Source organism: Actinosynnema sp. NPDC023794, assembly GCF_040639675.1.
Classification (GTDB): domain Bacteria; phylum Actinomycetota; class Actinomycetes; order Mycobacteriales; family Pseudonocardiaceae; genus Actinosynnema; species Actinosynnema luteola.
In genome coordinates, this window is the sequence record NZ_JBFAFR010000032.1 from 76,686 (window position 1) to 98,812 (window position 22,127).

18 protein-coding genes and 1 pseudogene are annotated in these 22,127 nt (G+C 72.1%); 10 read left to right on the top strand and 9 right to left on the bottom strand.

Features of this window, described 5'->3' with window-relative positions; translation table 11 throughout:
• Positions 1-14: 14 nt before the first annotated feature.
• From rdmE to AB0H12_RS37895, 3 genes are all read right to left on the bottom strand, one after another.
• Positions 15-1,562, bottom strand: a complete 1,548-nt coding sequence (gene rdmE / locus AB0H12_RS37885; protein ID WP_499629612.1) for an aklavinone 12-hydroxylase RdmE — start codon at positions 1,560-1,562, stop codon at positions 15-17.
• Between the two features lie 43 nt (positions 1,563-1,605).
• On the bottom strand, positions 1,606-2,622 hold the full coding sequence (locus AB0H12_RS37890; protein WP_499629614.1) for a Gfo/Idh/MocA family protein: 1,017 nt from the start codon (positions 2,620-2,622) through the stop codon (positions 1,606-1,608).
• A 507-nt stretch (positions 2,623-3,129) separates the two neighbouring features.
• The gene (locus AB0H12_RS37895; RefSeq protein WP_499629616.1) at positions 3,130-3,630 is read right to left on the bottom strand and encodes a hypothetical protein; all 501 of its coding nucleotides are present in this window, start codon (positions 3,628-3,630) and stop codon (positions 3,130-3,132) included.
• Between the two features lie 179 nt (positions 3,631-3,809).
• Here AB0H12_RS37895 and AB0H12_RS37900 point away from each other — a divergent pair, with 179 nt between their 5' ends.
• The 4 genes and pseudogenes from AB0H12_RS37900 to AB0H12_RS37915 form a co-directional block, all read left to right on the top strand.
• Positions 3,810-4,925: a sensor histidine kinase gene (locus AB0H12_RS37900; protein ID WP_499629617.1), complete on the top strand. Its 1,116-nt coding sequence runs from the start codon at positions 3,810-3,812 to the stop codon at positions 4,923-4,925.
• A complete protein-coding gene (locus AB0H12_RS37905) occupies positions 4,922-5,569 on the top strand; it encodes a response regulator (RefSeq protein ID WP_499629619.1) in 648 nt (215 codons plus the stop codon). Before AB0H12_RS37900 ends, AB0H12_RS37905 begins: the two co-directional genes overlap by 4 nt.
• 63 nt (positions 5,570-5,632) lie before the next feature.
• Positions 5,633-6,307, top strand: a complete 675-nt coding sequence (locus tag AB0H12_RS37910) for an alpha/beta hydrolase (RefSeq protein ID WP_499629621.1) — start codon at positions 5,633-5,635, stop codon at positions 6,305-6,307.
• A pseudogene (locus tag AB0H12_RS37915) lies at positions 6,304-7,128 on the top strand (acyltransferase family protein); the annotation flags it as partial. The gene AB0H12_RS37910 and the pseudogene AB0H12_RS37915, both read left to right, overlap by 4 nt.
• Before the next feature lie 39 nt (positions 7,129-7,167).
• On the opposite strand, the gene AB0H12_RS37920 reads toward AB0H12_RS37915, so the two are convergent.
• A complete protein-coding gene (locus AB0H12_RS37920) occupies positions 7,168-9,318 on the bottom strand; it encodes a phospholipase A2 (RefSeq protein ID WP_499629623.1) in 2,151 nt (716 codons plus the stop codon).
• Positions 9,319-9,438: 120 nt separating this feature from the next.
• On the bottom strand, positions 9,439-10,032 hold the full coding sequence (locus AB0H12_RS37925) for an SACE_7040 family transcriptional regulator (RefSeq protein ID WP_372470780.1): 594 nt from the start codon (positions 10,030-10,032) through the stop codon (positions 9,439-9,441).
• A gap of 182 nt (positions 10,033-10,214) precedes the next feature.
• Between AB0H12_RS37925 and AB0H12_RS37930 the strand changes: the two genes are divergently transcribed.
• From AB0H12_RS37930 to AB0H12_RS37945, 4 genes are all read left to right on the top strand, one after another.
• Positions 10,215-11,003 carry an SGNH/GDSL hydrolase family protein gene (locus tag AB0H12_RS37930; RefSeq protein WP_499629625.1) on the top strand — a complete coding sequence of 263 codons (789 nt, stop codon included), beginning with the start codon at positions 10,215-10,217 and terminating at the stop codon, positions 11,001-11,003.
• 116 nt (positions 11,004-11,119) lie between these two features.
• Positions 11,120-12,724 (top strand): carboxyl transferase domain-containing protein, encoded by a 1,605-nt coding sequence (locus AB0H12_RS37935; RefSeq protein WP_499629627.1) that lies wholly within the window; start codon positions 11,120-11,122, stop codon positions 12,722-12,724.
• A 5-nt stretch (positions 12,725-12,729) separates the two neighbouring features.
• Complete coding sequence (locus tag AB0H12_RS37940; protein WP_499629629.1) at positions 12,730-14,646, top strand: acetyl/propionyl/methylcrotonyl-CoA carboxylase subunit alpha; 1,917 nt, start codon at positions 12,730-12,732, stop codon at positions 14,644-14,646.
• Between the two features lie 3 nt (positions 14,647-14,649).
• Positions 14,650-15,813, top strand: coding sequence for an acyl-CoA dehydrogenase family protein (locus AB0H12_RS37945; protein ID WP_499629631.1), 1,164 nt, complete (start codon positions 14,650-14,652; stop codon positions 15,811-15,813).
• 66 nt (positions 15,814-15,879) lie between these two features.
• On the opposite strand, the gene AB0H12_RS37950 is transcribed toward AB0H12_RS37945, so the two are convergent.
• From AB0H12_RS37950 to AB0H12_RS37965, 4 genes are all read right to left on the bottom strand, one after another.
• Entirely contained in the window at positions 15,880-16,536 is a 657-nt protein-coding gene (locus tag AB0H12_RS37950) for a maleylpyruvate isomerase N-terminal domain-containing protein (RefSeq protein ID WP_499629633.1), read from the bottom strand.
• A 103-nt stretch (positions 16,537-16,639) separates the two neighbouring features.
• The gene (locus AB0H12_RS37955; protein ID WP_499629635.1) at positions 16,640-16,852 is read right to left on the bottom strand and encodes a hypothetical protein; all 213 of its coding nucleotides are present in this window, start codon (positions 16,850-16,852) and stop codon (positions 16,640-16,642) included.
• A 113-nt stretch (positions 16,853-16,965) separates the two neighbouring features.
• Positions 16,966-17,721 (bottom strand): crotonase/enoyl-CoA hydratase family protein, encoded by a 756-nt coding sequence (locus AB0H12_RS37960; RefSeq protein WP_499629637.1) that lies wholly within the window; start codon positions 17,719-17,721, stop codon positions 16,966-16,968.
• Positions 17,718-19,310, bottom strand: coding sequence for an acyl-CoA dehydrogenase family protein (locus AB0H12_RS37965; protein WP_499629639.1), 1,593 nt, complete (start codon positions 19,308-19,310; stop codon positions 17,718-17,720). Before AB0H12_RS37965 ends, AB0H12_RS37960 begins: the two co-directional genes overlap by 4 nt.
• A gap of 88 nt (positions 19,311-19,398) precedes the next feature.
• Here AB0H12_RS37965 and AB0H12_RS37970 point away from each other — a divergent pair, with 88 nt between their 5' ends.
• Together AB0H12_RS37970 and AB0H12_RS37975 are read left to right on the top strand one after the other, a co-directional pair.
• Positions 19,399-20,781 (top strand): FAD-binding oxidoreductase, encoded by a 1,383-nt coding sequence (locus AB0H12_RS37970; protein ID WP_499629641.1) that lies wholly within the window; start codon positions 19,399-19,401, stop codon positions 20,779-20,781.
• A 15-nt stretch (positions 20,782-20,796) separates the two neighbouring features.
• Positions 20,797-22,032, top strand: coding sequence for a class I SAM-dependent methyltransferase (locus tag AB0H12_RS37975; RefSeq protein ID WP_499629643.1), 1,236 nt, complete (start codon positions 20,797-20,799; stop codon positions 22,030-22,032).
• Positions 22,033-22,127: the final 95 nt, after the last annotated feature.

Below are 22,127 nucleotides of genomic sequence, written 5' to 3' on the forward strand. Positions count from 1 at the left end.
TCGACACGCGCGGGTTAGAGGGATTTCAGGGTGTGGAGGGTGGCGGTGAGGGAGGTGGAGGGCGAGGTAGGGGTGGGGGGATTGGGGGTGTGCCAGGCGATGACGCCGTCGGGGCGGATCAGGGCGGCGCCGGTCCGGCCGATGCGGTAGCGCGTGGACAGGGTGTCGGTGTGGTCGGTGATGGTGGGGATGTGCAGGGACGGCACGGTGGTGTGGCGCCATGCGGGGTTCAGGGTGACGAGGGTCCAGGTGGTGAACAGGTCCAGAGTGGACACCTGGCGGCCGTCGCGGGTCACCACGACGTGCGGGGCGCGGAAGCCGGGGCGGGCGGACGGGTTGGCCGGGTCCTCCATCGGGGATGGGTCGGTGTCGTCGATCAGCACGGCGCTCGAACGGCAGCGGTAGCCCAGGGTCAGGTGCAGGTGGTCGACCTCGGCCGGCACGTCGGGGCCCGCCAGGTGCGGCGCGAACCGCTGCACGTAGTTCGCGTACGACCCGTCCACCACCAGCTTCGCGTACGGCCGCCGTTCGGCCTCGTAGCTGTCCAGCAGCCCCTCGCCGGCCTCGCCCTTCAGCACCTCCGCCAGCTTCCACGCGATGTCGTACCCGTCGCCGATCGCCGTGTTGCCGCCGAGCCCGCCGGTCGGCGGTGTCACCTTCGCCGCGTCACCGACCAGGAACACCCGCCCGGCCCGGAACCGGTCGCTCAGCCACGCCGCCATCTCCCACGCCGTGACCTCCAGGACCTCCGGCTCCAGGTCGGGCGCGTCCGTCGCGATCCGCAGCAGCTCGACGCACCGCCGCGCGGTGTAGTCCGCCACCGACTCGCGCGCCGGGTCGTACTCGATCGTGAACACGTTGCGCCGCGCGGTGTTCGTGCCGACGAACGCCCCGGTGAACGCCGGGTTCCGCAAGTAGTACAACGTCAGCTTGTCGGCCGCGACGTGCGAGGTCAGGTCCGCGTCGAACACCACGCCGACGTGGCTCGACAGCTCACCGGGCCCCTGCCGCCCGATGCCCGCCAACGGGCGCACCACCCCGCGGTGCCCGTCCGCCCCGATCACGTAGTCCGCCCGAACGGTGTACTCGCCCCCAGCCGAACGAACCCGCGCCGACACCCCGTCGTCGTCCTGCGCCAACGACACCAGTTCGGTCTCGAACAACACCTCCGCACCCAGCTCACGTGCCCGCCGCAGCAACACCGGCTCCACGTGGTCCTGGCTCGCCATCCCGGAGCGCTCGGGGCTGAGCGAGGTCTCCCAGGTGTCGTCCTCGTGCACGATCGTGTGAAACACCCGCCCCCGCAGGCTCTCCGCGACCTTGATCACCAGTCCGCCGTCGAGATCCGCGCCACCCGCCAGCACCTCGTCCGCGACACCGGCCCGCCGCAGCACCTCGACCGTCCGGTGGGTCTGCCCGGTCGCCTTCGGGTGCGGCGACGTGCCCCGGTGCTTCGAGATCCCCAGCACCGAAACGCCTTGCTGCGCCAGGAACAACGCCGCCGTCAACCCGCTGAGCCCCGCCCCGACCACCAGGACCTGCACACGCCTGTCGTCTCCCATGACTAAGAATCTTAGTCACTGAGAGATTCGGTAGGCAAGACACCTAGGCGAGCGAGACGACCTCACCCGAGCGCGCCGACGCGAACGCCGCCTCTACGACCTCGAGCCCGGCCACCGCGTCCGCCACCGGAACAGGGGCCTGACCAGCGGCGACGGCCGCGTAGAAGTCCTGGTACGCCCCCGGCTCCGTGCGCACCGGCTCCGCGCCGAGCACGCCCCACTGCTCCACCGCGTCCTCGCCCCACCCCTCACCGCCGGGCACCTCGCCCGCCTTCAACGCCTCTTCCTGCGGGTCCATCCCGTACTTCACGTACGCCGACCGGTCGCCCAGGACCCGGAACCGCGGTCCCGACGCCGCCGCCAACGCCGAAGCCCACAAGTGCGACACCGCGCCGGACGGGTGGGTCAACGCCAGGAACGCGTCGTCGTGCGCACGCGCACCGGCCCGCAACGCCCGCACCTCCGCGTACACGCTCGTCGGACGCCCGAACAACGCCACCGCCTGGTCCACCAGGTGCGTGCCCAGGTCGAACACGATGCTGCCGAGGTCGGCCGGGTCGCCGGACTCCTTCCAGCTCTCCTTCACCTCCGGCCGCCACCGCTCGAACCGAGACTCGAACCGGTGCACCCGCCCCAGCGCGCCCTCGCCGACCAGCCGCGCCACGGTCCGGAAGTCGCCGTCCCAGCGCCGGTTGTGGAACGGCGCCAGCAGTGCCCCGCGTGCCGCCGCCAGGTCGGCCAGCTCCCGCGCTTCGACGGCCGACGGCGCGAAGGGCTTGTCCACCACCACGTTCAGCCCGTGCTCCAACGCGGCGCGGGCGTGCGCGGCGTGGAACCGGTTCGGCGTGGTGACCACGACCAGGTCGAACTCGTCGGCCCGCCCCCACACCTCGTCCACCGACGAGATCAGCTCGGCCTCCGGGTAGCGGGACGACACCTCCGCCTGCCGTTCCGGGTTCCCCGTGACGACGGCGGCCAGCGCCAAGCCGGGCGTGGTGGACAGGAACGGTGCGTGGAAGGCGGCTCCGCCGAGCCCGTAACCGATCAGTGCGGTGCGCATGACCCGAACCCTAGGCGTCCCAAGTTGTGGACGCCCTGTCGCGGACCGTCACCCAGCGCTACGTTCAGGCCCATGATCCCGCTCGTGGCACCCCGGCGCCGCCGCGGGCGCAGGGTCTGTGCGACACCGGTGGCGCCGTCGCGCCGGTGACCCGTTTCCCGGCATCGACCACCCGGCGACACCACGCCCGAGCGGCAGGTCGTCTCCGGGCGTCACGCGCGGCCTGGTGCGGCTGTCGGCGCGGTGAGCCACGAGGCCACTTCGGGGAAGACCCCTCCCGCCGCCGGCGGGTGGCGGGAGGGGGACCCGAACCGCCGCCGCGAAGCCGAAGCCCGTCGAAGCGCAGGTTGCCGCCGTACTCGCCGTTGGTGGTCACGCAATGACCACCCAATCGGGTGACAAGCGTGTCCGGCACGACCTGGGCGCGGTGCGAGCGGCGCGCTGGTTCGTCGTGACGTGGCAAGGCTCGTCACGGTTCCGGTGCCACGCGGGTGCGGGCGGACGCGACTATTCTTCGAGCGCGGTCGCGATCCAGGGCGACACGGGCAGGTCGCGCAGACCGCATTCCACGGCCAGCTTCACCGTCCACCGCAGGGCCTGGAGCACCACCGTGGCCAGCTCCTGCGGCTGCCCGTTGGCCAGCGCGATCTCGATCTGCTCGGCCGCCGCCTCCTGGTCGCCGTGCACCTCGGCGAGCAGCGTGCGGATCGCGGTGCGGACCGGCGGGTCGGCGTCGTCGATCGGCACCTCCTGCCCGTCCTCGTCGAAGACCTGCATCTTCACCGGTGTCGCGCCGCCCGAGCCGAGGGCGGCGACCATCCCGCTGCACTCCGAGAACAGCAGGAGGACCAGCTCCCGGATCTCCTCGTTGCCCTCGGGCGAGCCGCTGAGGTACCCGGTGACGAGGTCGACCGCGACCGCGTCCTCCCCGACCTTGGCCGCGGTCAGGGCTTCGCCGGCCACGGCCTGGAGCCGCGACCAGCGATCCGGATCTTGCTGCGGGTGCATTCAGCCATCTTCCAACACGGAGTAGGGGCGCACAGCTCTGCATATTGCCTACCCGGTGGTGTTCGCCCACCGCAACGGCTTGTCCGGTGCGTCGCCTCTCCGGTATGGGCGCGTCGTACCGGGGTATGACAGACCGTGGTGGCATGTGTCGGCGCGGCCTGCCGCATAGCATCGGGGCCGTGATCCGCACCCTCCTCCAGGTCGTGCTGTTCCGCGACCGCACGCGGGTCTACGACGGCTTCCGCTTCCGCCACCCGCTGATGGTGGCGGTGCTGCTCCACGGCCTGATCATCGCGATCGGGGTGAGCTCCGACTACGTCACGCGGGAGGAACCGGACGGCTGGTGGCCGCTGCTGTTCGCCATCGTCGCCGGCAGCACCGCCCTGACCCTGCGCTCCACGCTCCTGGCGTGGCGGCTGGCCACGGCGGGCCTGGTGGTCATGCGGCTGCTGACGCCCTCGGAACCGTCGACCCTGGGCAGCTGGCAGTGGTGGTGGTACGTGCCGGTGCTGCTGGCGGTCGCGACCGCGCACCGCGGCCGGGTCGTGCTGCTCGTGGCGTTGATCACGTCCGGCGTGCTGCTCGGGATGGAGCAGTCGGGCGTGGCCCTGCCGACCATCGGGCTGCTGCTGCTGGTGCTCCTGCTCGGGTACGCGTTCGGCGCGCGCGGGCGGGCCGAGCGGCGCTACCACGCCGAGCAGGACGAGAAGGCGGCGCTGGTCGAACGCGCCCGGATCGCCCGCGAGATGCACGACGTGGTCGCGCACCACATGTCGCTGGTGGTGGTCCGGTGCGAGACCGCGCCCTACCGGATCGCGGACCTGCCCGAGGCGGGCAAGCAGGAGTTCGCCGAGCTCGGCGCGGCGGCCAGGGCCGCGATCACGGACATGCAGCAGCTGCTCGGCGTGCTGCGGGAGTCCGGCCGGCGGCCCGACCGGACGCCGCAGCCGGGGTTGGCCGACATCCGGTCGCTGCACGCGGACGCGACCGTCACCGACGCCGAGGTGCCGGAGGCCGTCGGGCTGACCGCGTACCGGATCGTGCAGGAGGCGCTCACGAACGCCGGGCGACACGCGCCGGGCGCGACCACGTCGGTCACCGTCGACCTGGTGGACGACGAGCTGCGGGTCGTCGTGCGGAACACGGCGGGCGGGCCGTCGCTCGGCGGTGGCGGCGGGCACGGGCTCAGGGGCATGCGGGAACGGGTGGCGGTGCACGGCGGTTCGCTGACCGCCGAACCGACCGCGGACGGGGGGTTCGAAGTGCGGGCGACCGTGCCGGTGGGGCAGCGATGATCCGGGTGCTGGTGGCGGACGACCAGGAGATGGTGCGCGAGGGGTTCTCCGCGCTGCTGGACGCCCAGGCGGACATCAGCGTGGTCGGGTCGGCCGGCGACGGTGTCGCCGCCGTCAGCGAGGTCCGCAGGCTGCGGCCGGACGTGGTGCTGATGGACGTGCGGATGCCGGAGATGGACGGGCTGACCGCGACCAGGCTGCTGGCCGAGGACCCGGTCAAGGTGCTCGTGCTGACCACGTTCGACCTGGACGACTACGTCTACGAGGCGTTGCGGGCCGGTGCGAGCGGGTTCCTGCTCAAGCACGCGCCCGCGAGCGAGCTGCTGGCCGCGGTGCGGGTGGTGGCGCGGGGCGAGGCCTTGCTGGCCCCGTCGGTGACCAAGCGGCTCATCGAGGACTTCGTGAAGGCGCAGCCGGTGCGGGTGGTGAAGCCCGCCGCGCTGACCGCGTTGACCGAGCGGGAGACCGAGGTGCTGCGGCTGATCGCGCAGGGCCTGTCCAACGGCGAGATCGCCGCGCACCTGGTGCTGGCCGAGCAGACGGTGAAGACGCACGTGAGCCGGGTGTTGATGAAGCTCGGCCTGCGCGACCGGGCGCAAGCCGTCATCGCGGCCTACGAGTCCGGTCTCGTGGTACCGGGGTAGGGCCTCCGGAACGGCACCGCGGGGTGACGATCCGAGGGGTGTGGCCTTCCTAGTTTCGGCGCCATGCCGAAGAAGATCGCGCTGGTGGCCGCGCTGCTGGTCCTGGCGGTGCCGGGTGGCGACCCGCCGCCGTTCACGCCCAGGATCGAGGTGCGCGGCGACCTCGCCCGGGCCGCGCACGTCGCCGTCGTCGTGCCGGGGTCCGATGTGGACGACCGGCGGTTCGACGACACGGTCGGGCGGATGGCGCGCGACCTGCACGCGTCCGTCGGGCGGGACGACGTCGCGGTGGTCGCGTGGCTGGGGTACCGGACGCCGTCGGGGCTCGGGGTGGACGCGGCCGGCGGCCGGTTGGCACGGGCGGGCGCGGTCGCGCTGGACGAGTACGTGCGGACGTTGCCGGGGCACGTGCACCTGATGTGCCACAGCTACGGGTCGGTGGTGTGCGGGCTGGCCCAGCCGCCCGTCGACGACGTGGTGCTCCTCGGATCACCCGGCGTGCGGGTGGACTCGGTGACGTCCGGCGCGCGGGTCTGGGCGGCGCGCGGCGGTCGGGACTGGACGCGGTGGGTGCCCTCGGTGCGGCTGGGCGACCTGGGGCACGGGGCGGACCCGGTCGCACCGGCGTTCGGCGCGCGGGTGTTCGACGTCGGCGACATCGGCCACGACGAGTACTTCCGGGAGGGCACGGCGTCCTTGCGCGCCCTGGCCCGGCTCGCGGTGGGGGAGGCGCCATGACGCAACGGGATCCGGTGATCGACGCGACGCGCGCGATCGCCATCGTCGGGGTCGTGCTGGGGCACTGGCTGGTGACGGCCGTGGTGCTCACCGGCGACGGGCTGGTGGTGGACAGCCCGTTGCGGTGGATGCCGGAGCTGGCGCCGCTGACGTGGGTGCTCCAGACGTTGGGGCTGTTCTTCTTCACCGGCGGGTTCGGCGCGGTGCGGTCGGGTGTGCCGTGGTGGTCGCGGGCGCGGAAGCTCGTGCTGCCGGTGGTGGTGCTGCTGGGCGCGTGGGCCGCCGTCCTGTTCGGACTGTCGATGCGCGGGTTGCCGCAGCAGACCGTGATGACCGTCGGGTACCTCGTCGTGACGCCGTTGTGGTTCCTCGTCGTGTACGTGGTGCTGTCGGCGTTCACGCCGTTGCTGCGGCGGCTGGGGTGGTGGGGCTTGGTGATCCCGGTCGCGCTGGTCGCGGTGGACGTCGGCTGGGTGAACGTGGTCGCGGTGTGGTGGGCGCCGTGGCAGGTGGGTGTGCTCGTGGCCCAACGCGGGCAGCACCGCTCGTGGGGTGCGGTGCTGTTCGTGGCCGGCGGGGTGGTGTTCGCGCTGCTGTTGGCCGTCGGGTACCCGGCGAGCGCGGTCGGTGTGCCGGGCGCGGCGGAGTCGAACCTGTCGCCGCCGTCGGCCGCCGCGCTGGCGTTGGCGATGGCGCAGGTGGGGCTGGTGCTGCTGGTCCGGCCGTCGTTCCCGGCCCGGGGGCTGAACGCGCGGGCGCTGCCGATCTTCCTGGTGCACCAGAGCGCGTTGCTGGTGGTGACGTTGGCGGGATCGGTGTTCGGCTCGTTGCGCGGCCTGCACACGCCGCCGTCGGACGCGCTATGGGTGCTGGAACGCGGGACGTGGCTGCCGGTGTTCACCTGCGCGTGCCTCGTCCTGCTTCGGTACCGCCGCGGCCAGGGCGACGACGATCGTCGCGCCGTGCAGGACGACCATCGCGCCCGTGGGCTCCAGCACCAGCAGCGGCGGCACGCAGGCCAGCGCGGTGAGCAGCCAGGGACGGCGGCCGTGGCAAGTGCCGGTGTGCGCGGTGTGCAGCAGGTACCAGCCCAGCAGCAGGTGGATCAGGTTCTGGAGCGGGTCGACCTTGAACACGACCAGCGTGCCCGCCGCGCCTGCGAACCCGGTGACCACGAACCCGAGGACGCCCAGCACCCCGTAGCCCGCGCCGAGCGTGACGGCGAGCCGGGTGCGGTGGGTCTCGCGGGTGCGGCAGGGGCTGAGCGCGGCGTTGCGCTCGAAGCGGTGGAACACGGCCAGGACGGGCAGGAGCAGCAGCACCAGCACGGCCAGCCAGCGCGGCTTGGTGGCGACCCAGTCGAACGCGGCCGGCGAGTCGAGCAGCCCGAGCACCCCGATCACGGCGGCCAGCACGGTCAGGTAGCCGAGGTAGACCGTCATGGGCGTGGTCCGGGCGAACTCGACGACCCGCCAGGGTCTGCTGCCGGCCAGCCAGGCCGTGACGCGGGGCTTGAGCAGCAGCACGACGCAGATCTGGGCGAGGCCGAGCACGAGCAGGCACACGGTGGGCGGGCTGAGGTTCGAGCTGCCCTCGCCGGGCAGCGGCATCATCGTGCGCGGGTAGCCGCCGAACGTGATCAGCGCGAGTAGCACCGGCACGGCGGCGAGCGCGAGGGCGCCGAGCACCTTGCGCGAGACGCGGTGCAGGCTGCCGTCGGCGTAGTGGAAGCCGAGCTGTTGCAGCAGCAGCGCGCCCAGCACCAGGTTGAGGTAGCCGCCGGTGCGCCACGTGAAGCCGATGCGGGCGAGGTCGACCACGATCATGGCGGCGACGAGCGCGACCGGCGTGGCCAGCCGGGCGTTGCGGTGCAACCAGGCCATGACCGGGGTGGCGGCGACCGCGACCAGGTACAGGCCGAGGAACCACAGCGGGTGCGCGATGAGCCGGCCGAACATCTCCACCCGCGACTTGTCCACGTCGAGCAGCTCGAGCGGCAGCGGCAGGACCAGCCAGGCCAGCACGAACGCCAGCACGGGTCGCAGCAGCCAGGAGATGCGCCCGGCCAGGTAGCGGCCGTAGCCGCCGTGGTCGGCCTGCACGGCGTGCCAGGCGGCGAGGTTGGCGTGGCCGCCCGCGAAGTAGAAGACCGGGATGGCCTGCAACGCCCAGGTGAGCAACCACAGCCAGGTCGCGCTCACCCCCGCCCAGTGCAGGACGGTGATCACGGACTGGCCGATCACCACCAGGGCGAGCGCGCTCAGCCGCAGGAACGTGGCGTAGCGGTCGTGGGTGGCCCGTGGCCGGGGCGCGTCGACGGGTTCGTCGGGTCCCCGTTTGCGGGGCAGGCGGGCGAGCAGCAGGAACACCACGACGGCGCTGCCGAAGCCCCAGGCGAGGACGGGTTCGTGACCGGGCGGTCCCCAGCGCTGCCGCCACGAGTTGAACTCCAGGCCCGCCGCGTAGAGCTGGGCGGTCGCGTGGCACTGGCCGGCGCGGCCGCGCGGGTTCACGTCGCACTGGGCGTGCATGTCGGCCGCGAGGCGGGCGTCGAGGGACTTGCGGGCCTCCGGGCCCAGCGGGCGGCCCTTGTGCTCGGCGTAGCGGAGCAGGTCGTAGCCCAGGTCGTGCGCCTTGCAGCCGGTGCCGAAGTCCCACTCCGTGTTGCCCGCCGGTCCGGAGCACCCGCCGTTCGGGTCGACGGCCCGGGTGGACCCGTCGGGCCCGACGACCGCCACCGGCTCGCGGTTGGTCACCTCGCCGAAGTCGGCCGGGAACCCGACGAGCGGGTTCGCCCCGGTCGGGTGGGCCATCGCCTCGACGGCCCTCGCCGCCACCGCGACGTCACCTTCCAGCGGCGAGGTGTCGGTCGCGCCCGCCGGCCTGGACGCGATCACGCCGCACACGAACACGGCCAGCGCCACCAGCACGAACCTGAACCAGCCGGGCAGGCGGGCGAACAACCGGAGCCCCGGCCACCCCCCGGTGGTCTTCACCGCCACGTCACCCATTGGCAGCCCAGCGTACGCGAGAGTCCTACTCCCAGCCGGCGCGTGTCCTACCTCCAGAACGCGCGTGTCCTACGTCCAGGACCCCCGAGTTCAACGCTGGAGAACACGCGGCCCGGGACTTCACGGCCGCACGGGCAGCGCGCCGGACAACGACGCCAGCGCCATCTGCGAGAGCAGCGCGGCCATCTGGTCACGGTCCAGGTGCGCGCTGTGGGGGGTGGAGTTGATCAACCCGAACACGGCGTGCGCCGCCGCACGGGCGGTCGGCTCGTCCACCTCCGGCGACGTCTTGCGGATCGTCTCCACCCACACCTCGACGTAACGCCGCTGGAGCGCTCTCACCCGCCGCCGGTCCGGGTCGGTCAGGTTCGCCAGGTTGCGGATCTGCACGGTGATCAACGCCGGGTCGTCCAACGCGAAGTCGACGTGCCACCGGATCAATTCCCGAAGCGCGTGCGCGGGGTCGCCCGAAGCGGCCACCCGGTTCTGCCCGCCGTCCAGCAGTCGCTCGCTGATGGACGTCAGCATCTCGCCCAGCATCGCGTCCTTGCTGCGGAAGTGCCGGTACAGCGCCGGCCCGGAAATCCCCACCGCGGCACCGATGTCGTCGATGCCGACGCCGTGGAAGCCGTGCCGGGCGAACAGTTCGGCGGCGGCGGCCAGGATCTGGTCACGGCGGGTTTGCTTCGCTGGCTCGGCTGGCACGACGCCCATCTTAAACGGCCGGCCCAGTCCACGTAAACGGGCGTTAACCTGGCGGCCGGCACACGATCACGGGCCGGCGGTCGAAACGCGTAGTTAACTCTTGACCCACTCTTTTTATATAGGACTACTTACTGGTAACCCTTGTTGTGCTCCGCATCACACCCTGCGTTGTTTCCCTCCGGGAGGCTCCGATGCGCCTTGTCCGAACCCTGTCCAGCGCGGCGCTGGCACTCGTCGCCACGCTGGCACTCGTCGTGCCGGCCGAAGCCGCCGCCGCCAACTACGTCGCACTCGGCGACTCCTACTCGTCCGGAACGGGCACCGGCTCGTACTACAGCGACTCCGGCAGCTGCAAGCGCAGCCAATACAGCTACCCGGCGCTCTGGGCGGCGTCGCACGCGCCCGCGTCGTTCAAGTTCGTGGCCTGCTCCGGCGCCAAGACCGGCGACGTGCTCGCCAACCAGGTCAGCGCGCTGGCGGCCTCGACCTCCCTGGTCAGCATCTCGATCGGTGGGAACGACGCCGGCTTCACCGACGTGATCACCACGTGCACCTTCGGCTCCGACTCGACCTGCGTCAACCGGGTCAACCAGGCGAAGGCCTACGCCACCGGCACGCTGCCCGGCCTGCTGGACAACGTCTACGCGCAGATCCGCACCCGCGCGCCGTCCGCCACGGTCGTCGTGCTCGGCTACCCGCGCCTGTACAAGGTGCCGGGCAGCTGCTCGGTCGGCCTGAGCGACACCAAGCGCGCGGCGATCAACTCCGCCGCCGACACCCTGCACCAGGTCATCTCCGCCCGGGCGGGCGCGAAGTCGTTCGCCTATCGCGACCTGCGCACGGCGTTCACCGGGCACGAGATCTGCTCGTCGGACTGGTGGCTGAACAGCCTGTCCTGGCCGGTGGAGGAGTCCTACCACCCCAACCGCAACGGTCAGCGCCTCGGCTACCTGCCGCAGCTCAACGCCGTCACCGGCTGACCCGACCCGGCATCACCCGGAGGGGGCCGCACCCGCGGCCCCCTCCGGCTTGTGAACAGGAGTTAACAAGCGCTAACATCTCCTCAGGTTAACGACGGCTAACCGCGAGGAGTTCGATGGACGCCCCGGTGTTGCGCAGCACGGCCGACAAGTCGGCCGACGCCTTCCGGCGCTACCACGACGAGCACGCGCGGCTCGTGCACGAGCTGCGCGCCAAGCTCGGCCGGGCCGCCCTGGGCGGCCCGGAGAAGGCGCGGACCCGGCACGTGGAGCGCGGCAAGCTGCTGCCGCGCGACCGGGTCGACACGCTGCTCGACCCCGGTTCGCCGTTCCTCGAACTGTCGCCGCTGGCGGCGGACGGCATGTACGGCGACGAGGCTCCCGCCGCGGGCGTCATCACGGGCGTCGGCCGCGTGTCCGGCCGCGAGGTCGTGGTCGTCGCCAACGACGCCACCGTCAAGGGCGGCACCTACTACCCGCTGACGGTGAAGAAGCACCTGCGCGCCCAAGAGGTGGCGTTGCAGAACCACCTGCCGTGCGTCTACCTGGTGGACTCCGGTGGCGCGTTCCTGCCGAAGCAGGACGAGGTGTTCCCGGACCGCGAGCACTTCGGCCGGATCTTCTTCAACCAGGCCACCATGTCGGCCCGCGGCATACCGCAGATCGCCGCCGTGCTCGGCTCGTGCACGGCGGGCGGCGCGTACGTGCCCGCGATGTCGGACGAGGCGGTGATCGTGCGCGGCCAGGGCACGATCTTCCTCGGCGGCCCGCCGCTGGTGAAGGCCGCGACCGGCGAGGTTGTCACGGCCGAGGAGCTGGGCGGCGGCGAACTGCACTCGCGCACGTCCGGCGTCACCGACCACCTCGCGGAGGACGACGCGCACGCGTTGCGGATCGTGCGCTCGATCGTCAGCACGCTGGGTCCGCGCGCGCCGCGCCCGTGGCAGGTCGAGCCGACCGTCGAGCCCGCCGTCGACCCCGCCGAGCTGTACGGCGTCGTGCCCACGGACAGCCGCACGCCCTACGACGTGCGCGAGGTGATCGCCCGCGTCGTGGACGGCAGCCGGTTCCACGAGTTCAAGAAGGAGTACGGCGCGACGCTGGTCACCGGGTTCGCCCGGATCCACGGTCACCCGGTCGGCATCGTGGCCAACAACGGCGTGCTGTTCGGCGAGTCGGCGTTGAAGGGCGCGCACTTCATCCAGCTGTGCGACCAGCGCGGCGTGCCGCTGGTGTTCCTGCAGAACATCAGCGGGTTCATGGTCGGCCGCGAGTACGAGGCGGCGGGCATCGCCAAGCACGGCGCGAAGATGGTGACGGCGGTGGCGTGCGCGCGGGTGCCGAAGTTCACCGTCGTCATCGGCGGGTCGTTCGGCGCGGGCAACTACTCCATGTGCGGTCGGGCCTACTCGCCCCGGTTCCTGTGGATGTGGCCCAACGCCCGGATCTCGGTGATGGGCGGCGAGCAGGCGGCCTCGGTGCTGGCGACGGTGCGGCGCGACCAGCTCGGCGACGAGTGGTCGGCCGAGGACGAGGAGGCGTTCAAGGCGCCGATCCGGCAGCAGTACGAGGACCAGGGCAACCCGTACTACTCCACGGCCAGGCTCTGGGACGACGGCGTGATCGACCCGCTCGACACGCGGATGGTGCTCGGCCTGGCCCTGTCCACGGCGGCGAACGCCCCGATCGAGCCGGTTTCCTACGGCGTCTTCCGGATGTGATGGCGATGTTCGACTCTGTGCTGGTCGCCAACCGCGGCGAGATCGCGGTGCGCGTGATCCGCGCGTTGCGGCGGTTCGGGATCCACTCGGTGGCCGTGTTCAGCGATGCCGACGCCGATGCGCTGCACGTGCGGATGGCCGACGTGGCGGTCCGGATCGGACCCGCGTCGGCGCGCGAGAGCTACCTGTCGGTCGAGCGGATCATCGAGGCGGCGCTCTCGACGGGCGCGCGGGCGGTGCACCCCGGGTACGGCTTCCTCGCCGAGAACGCGGAGTTCGCGCGGGCGTGCGAGAAGGCCGGGCTGGTGTTCATCGGGCCGCCCGCGGACGCCATCGAGGCGATGGGCGACAAGATCCGCGCCAAGCTGGCCGTCGCGGCGGCGGGCGTGCCGGTGGTGCCGGGGCGGACCGAGGTCGGGATGACCGACGACGACCTGGTCGAGGCGGCGGCCGAGATCGGCTTCCCGGTGCTGCTGAAGCCGTCGGCCGGCGGTGGCGGCAAGGGCATGCGGCTGGTGGAGTCCGGTGACGACCTGAGGGACGCCATCGAGTCGGCGCGGCGTGAGGCGCGCGGGTCGTTCGGCGACGACGCGCTGCTGATCGAGCGGTTCGTCACCGACCCCCGGCACATCGAGGTCCAGGTGATGGCCGACGCCCACGGCCGCGTGGTGCACCTCGGCGAGCGGGAGTGCAGCCTCCAACGGCGGCACCAGAAGATCGTCGAGGAAGCGCCTTCGCCGTTCCTCACGCCCGAGGCCCGCGAGCGGGCAGGCGAGTACGCGGTCGCTGTGGCCAAGGCCGTCGGCTACATCGGGGCCGGTACGGTCGAGTTCATCGCGGACGGCAAGTCCGGCGATCTCAACTTCATGGAGATGAACACCCGGCTCCAGGTGGAGCACCCGGTCACCGAGCTGGTGACCGGGGTGGACCTGGTCGAGTGGCAGTTGCGGGTGGCGGCGGGTGAGCACCTCCGGCTCGACGAGGTGGAGCTGACCGGGCACGCCGTCGAGGCCCGCGTCTACGCGGAGGACCCGGCCCGCGGGTTCCTGCCGACCGGCGGCACGGTGCTGGCGCTGCACGAGCCGTCCGACGTGCGGGTGGACTCGGCGTTGCGCGTGGGGCTGACCGTCGGCAGCGACTACGACCCCATGCTGGCCAAGGTGATCGCGCACGGGGCGACGCGCGAGGAGGCGTTGCGCCGGCTGGACTCCGCGTTGGGGCGGATGGTCCTGCTGGGCGTGACGACGAACATCCCGTTCCTGCGCGCGCTGCTGGCCGACCCGGACGTGCGCGCGGGTGCGCTGGACACCGGGCTGGTGGAGCGGAAGCTGGAGTCGCTGACGCGCCACGACGTGCCGGACGAGGTGCTGGCGGCGGCGGCGTTGGAACGGCAGCTCGCGACGCGCGGCGACGACCCGTGGGAGCGGTCCGGTGGGTGGCGGGTCGGCGAGCACGCGTGGACGAAGTGGCTGATCGACGGGGTCGAGGTCCGGGTCCGCGGCGACGAGGTGTCCGTCGACGGACGGGAACCGCTGCGGCTCGCGGCCCACGTCGAGGGCACGTGGCTCGTGGTCGGCGGCCGGCGGTACGCGGTGGCCCGCGAGGGCGACGTGCTGTGGCTCGGCGCGGACGGGCGCGCGTGGGCGTTGACCGAGACCCTGCCGTCGGAGGCCGCCGCGTCGTCGTCGGCGGGCAGCGGTGGACCGGTGACCAGCCCGATGCCCGGCACGGTGCTCGTGGCGCGGGTCGCGCGGGGCGAGCACGTGACGGCCGGCCAGCCGTTGTTCGTGGTCGAAGCGATGAAGATGGAGCACACCGTCACGTCACCCGTGGCAGGCGTGCTCGCCGAAGTGCACGTCCAGGCCGGCCAACAGGTCGCGCTGGACGAAACCCTTGCCGTCGTCGTGCCCCACGAGGAGTGAGCGATGTTGGACTTCCGCCTTGACGAGGAATACGAGGCGCTGCGCAAGACCGTCGAGGAGTTCGCCCGCGAGGAGGTCGCGCCGGTCATCGGGGGCTTCTACGAGCGCGAGGAGTTCCCCTACGAGGTCGTCGCCAAGATGGGGCGCATGGGGCTGTTCGGGCTGCCGTTCCCGGAGGAGTTCGGCGGGATGGGCGGCGACTACTTCGCGTTGTGCCTGGCGTTGGAGGAGCTGGCGCGGGTCGACTCCTCGGTGGCGATCACGCTGGAGGCCGGCGTCTCGCTGGGGACGATGCCGGTGTTCCGGTTCGGTTCGGCCGAGCAGAAGGCGGCCTGGCTGCCCCGGTTGTGCAGCGGTGAGGTGCTCGGCTCGTTCGGGCTCACCGAGCCCGGCAGCGGGTCGGACGCGGGCGCGCTGCGGACCACCGCGCGGGTCGACGGCGACGAGTGGGTGATCAACGGCACCAAGGCGTTCATCACCAACTCGGGCACGGACGTCACCGGTCTGGTGACGGTGGCGGCGGTGACCGGGCGGCGGGAGGACGGCAGGCCGGAGATCTCCGCGATCATCGTGCCGTCGGGCACGCCGGGGTTCTCGGTCTCGCGCAAGTACTCCAAGGTCGGGTGGAACGCGTCGGACACGCGTGAGCTGTCGTTCCAGGACTGCCGCGTGCCGTTGGAGAACCTGGTCGGCGAGCGCGGGCGCGGGTACGCGCAGTTCCTGCAGACGTTGGACGAGGGCCGGGTGGCGATCGCGGCGATCGGCGTCGGCCTGGCGCAGGGGTGCGTGGACGAGTCCCTGAAGTACGCGGGCGAGCGCGAGGCGTTCGGCCACAAGATCGGCGAGTACCAGGCCATCCAGTTCAAGATCGCCGAGATGGAGGCGCGCACGCACACCGCGCGGCTGGCGTACTACCACGCGGCGGCGAAGATGCTGCGCGGCGAGCCGTTCAAGCGCGAGGCGGCGATCGCGAAGCTGGTGTCGTCGGAGGCGGCGATGGACAACGCGCGCCAGGCGACGCAGATCTTCGGCGGGTACGGGTTCATGAACGAGTACCCGGTCGGCCGCTTCTACCGGGACGCGAAGATCCTGGAGATCGGCGAGGGCACCAGCGAGGTGCAGAAGATGCTGATCGCCCGCGAACTGGGCCTGACCCGCTCGGCCTGACCTGCTCGCTCGGCCCGGCTTGACCCGCTCGGCCTGATCCGGCGGGCGCGTCACCCGCCTGGGCGATCACCCGAGGATGAGCGGGAGTTTCGCGGTCAACCCGCCCAGCTCGACCTCCTCCGCCCGGGTGGGTGCGCGGCGGCCGGTGCCGACGAGCAGCGCGTCCTCGTCGGAGAACGACCCGGGGAACGCGGTTCCGGCGATCGCCTCCAGCATCTCGCGGGACCGGGCGAGGCCCTCGGCGGGCGGGTCCGCCGCGTCCGGGAGGTGTGCGACCAGGTCGAGGTGGTGCAGCGTCCACTCCAGGACGTACGCGGTGAGGTAGTCGCCCGCGGTGAGGACCTCACCGCGCGTGCTCACGAGGAGGTCCGGGTCGGCGAGTTCGGCGGCACGGCCGGCGGCGGCGCCGACGTCGTCGAGGTGGAACTTGAGCAGCCCCGGCTCCCGGTACGCCGCGGCCAGCCGGACGGTCAGCGCGTCGAGCGGGTCGTCGCCGGTCGGTGGCGTCGCGGCGACGTTCCAGTAGGTCACCGCGTCGCGGGTCGCTCCCGTTCCGGCGGGGGTCACGAGGGTGATCAGGACGTCCTGGGCGTCGATGACCAGGTGGCACACCAGGTCACGCACGAGCCGGCCGGCACAGCCGGAAGGCCGGGTGAAGTCCTCGTCCGGCAGTTCGGCGACCGCCGTGCGCAACGCCGTCCAGGTGTGGGAGAAGAGGTCCACGTCGGCAAGGTAGTGCGGTGCCGCGATGGCGGACAAGCGAAGCGCGAGACGTCCTCGGGGCGACCCGAACGACGTTCCTGCGGACGCCCGGCGCGGGCCTCGTCTAGGCGCCGCACCTGGTGAAGAGGTCCGAAGGCGTCATCCGGCGCAAGGCGACGGATGACAGCCACAGGCCCGGGAGCAGGACGACCCACGCCCACCAGGGCGCGGCGGCGGCCACCAGGCCACCACCGAGGGCCGCGCCGGTGACCACGTGCACGGCTCGACCGCTGTTCGCGATGAGGGTTCCGGCAGTGGCGCCGCGGTCGGATCGCACGCCACCACCATCCCGGTTCCCCGGCCGGCCCGGTACCGCCCACCGGAGGCACCGCGACTCGTCGAACCGCCCTCGCGCCGCTGAAAGGCCTGATCAGCGGCGCGCGTGACGGGCTAGAACCGCCCGTGCCTGCCCTCACCCGACTGGAACCGGCGCAGGCCCTTGTCCACCTCGGTCAGCGAGATCCGGCCGTGCTCCAGTTCGCCGGCCAGGGCGGCCTCCTCCGGCAACCCCTCCTGCTCCAGCAACGACAGCCGGTCCTCCCGCAGGCACACCTGCGGGAACGAGGCCAGTTCCAGCGCCAACGCCGCCGCCGCCGCACGCGACGTCCCGGTCGGGACCACCCGGTTCACCAGACCGATGTCCAACGCCTCCGCGGCGGTCACCGGCCGACCCGTCAGCACCAGGTCCATCGCCCGCGACGCGCCGATCAACCGGGGCAACCGCACCGTCCCGCCGTCGATCAGCGGCACGCCCCACCGCCGCGAGAACACCCCGAACACCGCGTCGGAGTCCGCCACCCGCAGGTCGCACCACAGCGCCAGTTCCAGCCCGCCCGCCACCGCGTGCCCGGACACCGCCGCGATCACCGGCTTCGACAGCCGCAACCGCGTCGGACCCATCGGCCCGGACGGCGACTCCGCGTCGTTGCCCCGAGGAGTGCCCAACGCCTTCAGGTCGGCGCCCGAGCAGAACGTGCCGCCTTCACCGTGCAGCACGGCCACCGCCGCGGTCGGGTCCTCGTCGAACTCGCGGAACACCTCGGTCAACGTGTGCGCGGTCGGCCCGTCCACCGCGTTGCGCACGGCGGGCCGGTCCAGCAGGACGGTGAACACCGGTCCCGACCGCTCAACCCGGACGGCGCTCACGGCTTCGGCAACCCCCGTTCCACGATCGCACCGAAGTCGACACCGCGCGGCAGCGTGCCGAACGCCACGCCCCAGTCACCGGACAACCGCGACGCGCAGAACGCGTCCGCCACCGCCGGGTGCCCGTACCGCACCAGCAGCGCGCCCTGCAACGCCAACGCCATCCGCTCCACGAGCCTGCGCGCCCGCACCTCCAGGTCGGCCACATCGGTCAGCTCGTCCTTGAGCCCGTCGACCGCCGCGTCCAACCGCCGGTCGGCGCCGCGCGCGGCGTCCAACTCGCCGAAGAACTCCGCCACCGCCTCCGGCGAACGCCCGAGCGCGCGCAGCGCGTCCAACGCCGCCACGTTGCCCGAACCCTCCCAGATGGACATCAACGGCGACTCCCGGAACAGCCGCGGCATCCCCGAGTCCTCGATGTACCCGTTGCCGCCCAGGCACTCCAACGCCTCGGCGGCGTGCGCCGGAGCCCGCTTGCACACCCAGTACTTGCTCACCGCGAGCCCCAGCCTGCTCCGGTTGCCGGCCAGCCACAACGCCACCGTGGTCGCCGCCTCCGACTCCACCGCCAGGTCGGCCAGCACGTTGCGCATCGCGGGCTGGTCGACCAGGTACGCGCCGAACGCCTCGCGGTGCGCCGCGTGGTGCGTGGCCTGCGTCAGACCCAGCCGCATCCCGGACGCGGACCCGAGCACGCAGTCCAGCCGGGTCATGTTGACCATCTCGATGATGGTCCGCACGCCCCGGCCCTCCTCGCCGACCAGCCACCCGACCGCGCCGTCGTACTCCAGCTCCGCGGACGCGTTCGACTTGTTGCCGAGCTTGTCCTTGAGCCGCTGGAGGAACATCGCGTTGCGCGTGCCGTCGGGCAGCACGCGCGGCAGCACGAAGCACGACAGGCCGCCCGGCGCCTGCGCCAGGGTCAGGAACAGGTCGGACATCGGCGCGGACGTGAACCACTTGTGCCCGGTCAGCAGGTAGTGGTCACCGACGGGCGCGGCGCGCGTGGTGTTCGCGCGCACGTCCGACCCGCCCTGCTTCTCCGTCATCGACATGCCCGCGATGAGGCCCCGCTTGGTCGACGGCTCGCGCAACCCGAAGTCGTACTCCCGCGACGCCAGCAGCGGCTCGAACCGCTCGGCCAGCGCGGGCGTCGCGCGCAGCGCGGGCACGGCCGCGTACGTCATCGAGATCGGGCAGCCGTGGCCCGCCTCGGCCTGGCTCCACACGTAGAACTTGGCCGCGCGGGCGACGTGCGCGCCCGGCCGGTCGTCCCGCCACGGCGCCGCGTGCAGGCCGTTGGCGACCGCCGTGCCCATCAGCTCGTGCCAGGCGGGGTGGAACTCGACCTCGTCGACCCGGTGCCCGTACCGGTCGTGGGTGTGCAGGACGGGTGGGTGCGCGTTGGCCAGCCGTCCCAGGTCTTGGACGTGCGGCGTGCCGGCGAGCACGCCGAGCGCGCGCACCTCGGGTTCGGCCCACTCCGCGCCGCCGCGCCGCAGGCCGTCCAGCAACGCCGGGTCGGCCGAGACGTCGTGCCCTTCCAGCGGCGGGACCTGGTTGGTCACCTCATGAGTGGCGTGGGTCATAACCGCCTAGCGTACTACCCGTCGGTAACTTGAGGTGGTGCGAAATTTGGGGGTGCTGATCAAGCTCCGGCGGCCTAACGTCGGTGCCGTGACGGATCACCGGCAGGGCCAGGAGGCCGACCACGAGCGGGCCGTGGCCGCGTTGCGCGGCCAGTACGCGGCGATCCCGGCAGGCGCGCCGGTGCGCCTGGCCAAGTCGACGTCGAACCTCTTCCGGTTCCGCGCCGACCAGTCCGGCGGCCTCGACGTGGCCCGGTTCAACCGGGTCCTGTCGGTGGACGCCGCCGCGCGGACCGCGCAGGTCCAGGGCATGACGACCTACGAGCACCTGGTCGACGCCACCCTGCCGCACGGCCTCATGCCGCTGGTCGTGCCGCAGCTCAAGACGATCACGCTGGGCGGCGCCGTGGCGGGGCTGGGCATCGAGTCCAGCTCGTTCCGCAACGGCCTGCCGCACGAGTCCGTGCGCGAGCTGGAAGTGATGACCGGCGACGGCGAGGTCGTCACCACGCGCCCCCAGGACGATCTCCACGGCGGCCTCTTCCACGGGTTCCCGAACTCCTACGGCACGCTCGGCTACACCCTGCGGCTGGAGATCGAGCTGGAGCCGGTGAAGCCGTACGTGCGGCTGCGGCACGTGCCGTTCGCCGACGCCGCCGAGTGCGCCCGGATGCTCGCCGAGGTCTGCGCCGACGGTTCGCACCAGGGTGAACCGGTCGACTTCGTCGACGGGACGGTGTTCTCCGGCGGCGAGCAGTACGTGACGCTGGGGAGCTGGTCCGACACCGCGCCGTTCACCTCGGACTACACCGGCAACCAGATCTACTACCGGTCCATCCAGCGGCGCAGCGTCGACTACCTGACCGTGCGGGACTACCTGTGGCGGTGGGACACCGACTGGTTCTGGTGCTCACGGGCGTTCGGCGTGCAGCACCCGGTCGTGCGGCGGCTCGTGCCCAAGCGGTACCTGCGCTCGGACGTGTACCGCAAGGTGGTGGCGTGGGACCGGCGGCACAAGCTGTCCGACCGGTTGAGCAAGGCGGTGCAGGAGCCGGTGATCCAGGACGTGGAGATCCCGGTGGACCGGCTCGCCGAGTTCCTGGACTTCTTCCACCGGGAGATCGGCATCAGCCCGGTGTGGCTGTGCCCGGTGCGGTTGAGGGCCCGCCCGGACGGCAGTCGCACGGTCTGGCCGCTGTACCCGATGGACCCGGACGTGCTGTACGTCAACGTCGGCTTCTGGTCGACGGTGTCGCTGCGGCCCGACGAGGAGCTGGGCAGCCGGAACCGGCTGATCGAGGACAAGGTCACCGAGCTGGGCGGGCACAAGTCCCTGTACTCCGACTCCTACTACGGCGAGGAGGAGTTCTGGGAGAACTACAACGGCCCGACGTACCAGGACCTGAAGAAGCGGTACGACCCGGCGGGCCGGCTGCCCGATTTGTACGCCAAGTGTGTTCTCCGTAGGTGAAGGGAGCCGGGGCCAATGCGGTTGGCGGAGGTGTTCCAGCGGGCGGTCGGAGGTGGCGAGTCCGTGCGGTTCAGCGCGTACGACGGCAGCCACGCGGGGCCGGCCGACGCGGGTGTGAGCATCGAGGTGCGCACACCGGAGGCGTTGTCGTACCTGGCGTCGGCGCCGGGTGAGCTGGGTCTGGCGCGCGCGTACGTGACCGGGCACCTGGAGATCATCGGTGACGTGTACGGGGCGTTGAAGCAGCTGTCCGAGATCTCGTTGCGCGAGGTGCCCTGGGGCGAGCGGGTGGAGCTGCTGGCCACGCTCGGGCGCACCAGGTTGGGCACGAGGATCGAGGTGCCGCCGCAGGAGCGCCGGCTGCGCGGCCTGCGGCACTCCAAGGCGCGCGACCGCGAGGCGATCGCGCACCACTACGACGTGTCGAACACGTTCTACGAGTGGGTCCTCGGACCGTCCATGGCGTACACGTGCGCCGTGTACCCGACCGCGGAGTCCACCTTGGAGGAGGCGCAGTTCGCCAAGCACGACCTGGTGGCGCGCAAGCTCGGGCTGAAGCCGGGCATGCGGCTGCTGGACGTCGGCTGCGGCTGGGGCGGGATGGTCATGCACGCCGCGCGCGAGTACGGCGTGAAGGCGCTCGGCGTGACGTTGTCGCGCAACCAGGCGGAGTGGGCGCAGAAGGCCATCGTGGAGGCCGGGCTGTCCGACCTGGCCGAGGTGCGCTACCTCGACTACCGGGACGTGCGGGAGACCGGGTTCGACGCGGTCAGCTCGATCGGCCTGACCGAGCACATCGGCAAGGCCAAGCTGCCCGCGTACTTCCGGTCGCTGTACGGCAAGCTCAAGCCGGGCGGGCGGCTGCTCAACCACTGCATCACCCGGCCGGACAACAAGCAGCCGGCGCGGACCGGCGGGTTCATCGACCGGTACGTGTTCCCGGACGGCGAGCTGGTCGGGCCGGGCCACCTCGTGTCGTTGATGCACGACACCGGGTTCGAGGTGCGGCACGAGGAGAACCTGCGCGAGCACTACGCCATGACGCTGGCGGGGTGGTGCGAGAACCTGGAGAAGCACTGGGACGACGCGGTGACCGAGGTGGGGCTCGGCCGGGCGCGGGTGTGGCGGCTGTACCTGGCCGCGTCCCGGTTGGGCTTCGAGCGCAACAACATCCAGCTGCACCAGGTGCTGGGCGTGAAGCTCGACGGCACCACGTCGCACATGCCGCTGCGCCCGGAGTGGCTCGGCTGACGTGGCGTCGGACTACCACACGTACCCGACGTACATGGAGCAACGGGAACTCGGCGTCCGGGCGGCCTACGCGCACGCCGCGGGTCTGACCGGCA

Coding starts and splice junctions, on each gene's coding strand:
- rdmE (WP_499629612.1), bottom strand. CDS start 1,562: ATGGGAGACGACAGGCGTGTGCAGGTCCTGGTGGTCGGGGCGGGGCTC.
- AB0H12_RS37890 (WP_499629614.1), bottom strand. CDS start 2,622: ATGCGCACCGCACTGATCGGTTACGGGCTCGGCGGAGCCGCCTTCCAC.
- AB0H12_RS37895 (WP_499629616.1), bottom strand. CDS start 3,630: ATGCACCCGCAGCAAGATCCGGATCGCTGGTCGCGGCTCCAGGCCGTG.
- AB0H12_RS37905 (WP_499629619.1), top strand. CDS start 4,922: ATGATCCGGGTGCTGGTGGCGGACGACCAGGAGATGGTGCGCGAGGGG.
- AB0H12_RS37910 (WP_499629621.1), top strand. CDS start 5,633: ATGCCGAAGAAGATCGCGCTGGTGGCCGCGCTGCTGGTCCTGGCGGTG.
- AB0H12_RS37920 (WP_499629623.1), bottom strand. CDS start 9,318: ATGGGTGACGTGGCGGTGAAGACCACCGGGGGGTGGCCGGGGCTCCGG.
- AB0H12_RS37925 (WP_372470780.1), bottom strand. CDS start 10,032: ATGGGCGTCGTGCCAGCCGAGCCAGCGAAGCAAACCCGCCGTGACCAG.
- AB0H12_RS37930 (WP_499629625.1), top strand. CDS start 10,215: ATGCGCCTTGTCCGAACCCTGTCCAGCGCGGCGCTGGCACTCGTCGCC.
- AB0H12_RS37935 (WP_499629627.1), top strand. CDS start 11,120: ATGGACGCCCCGGTGTTGCGCAGCACGGCCGACAAGTCGGCCGACGCC.
- AB0H12_RS37940 (WP_499629629.1), top strand. CDS start 12,730: ATGTTCGACTCTGTGCTGGTCGCCAACCGCGGCGAGATCGCGGTGCGC.
- AB0H12_RS37945 (WP_499629631.1), top strand. CDS start 14,650: ATGTTGGACTTCCGCCTTGACGAGGAATACGAGGCGCTGCGCAAGACC.
- AB0H12_RS37965 (WP_499629639.1), bottom strand. CDS start 19,310: ATGACCCACGCCACTCATGAGGTGACCAACCAGGTCCCGCCGCTGGAA.
- AB0H12_RS37975 (WP_499629643.1), top strand. CDS start 20,797: ATGCGGTTGGCGGAGGTGTTCCAGCGGGCGGTCGGAGGTGGCGAGTCC.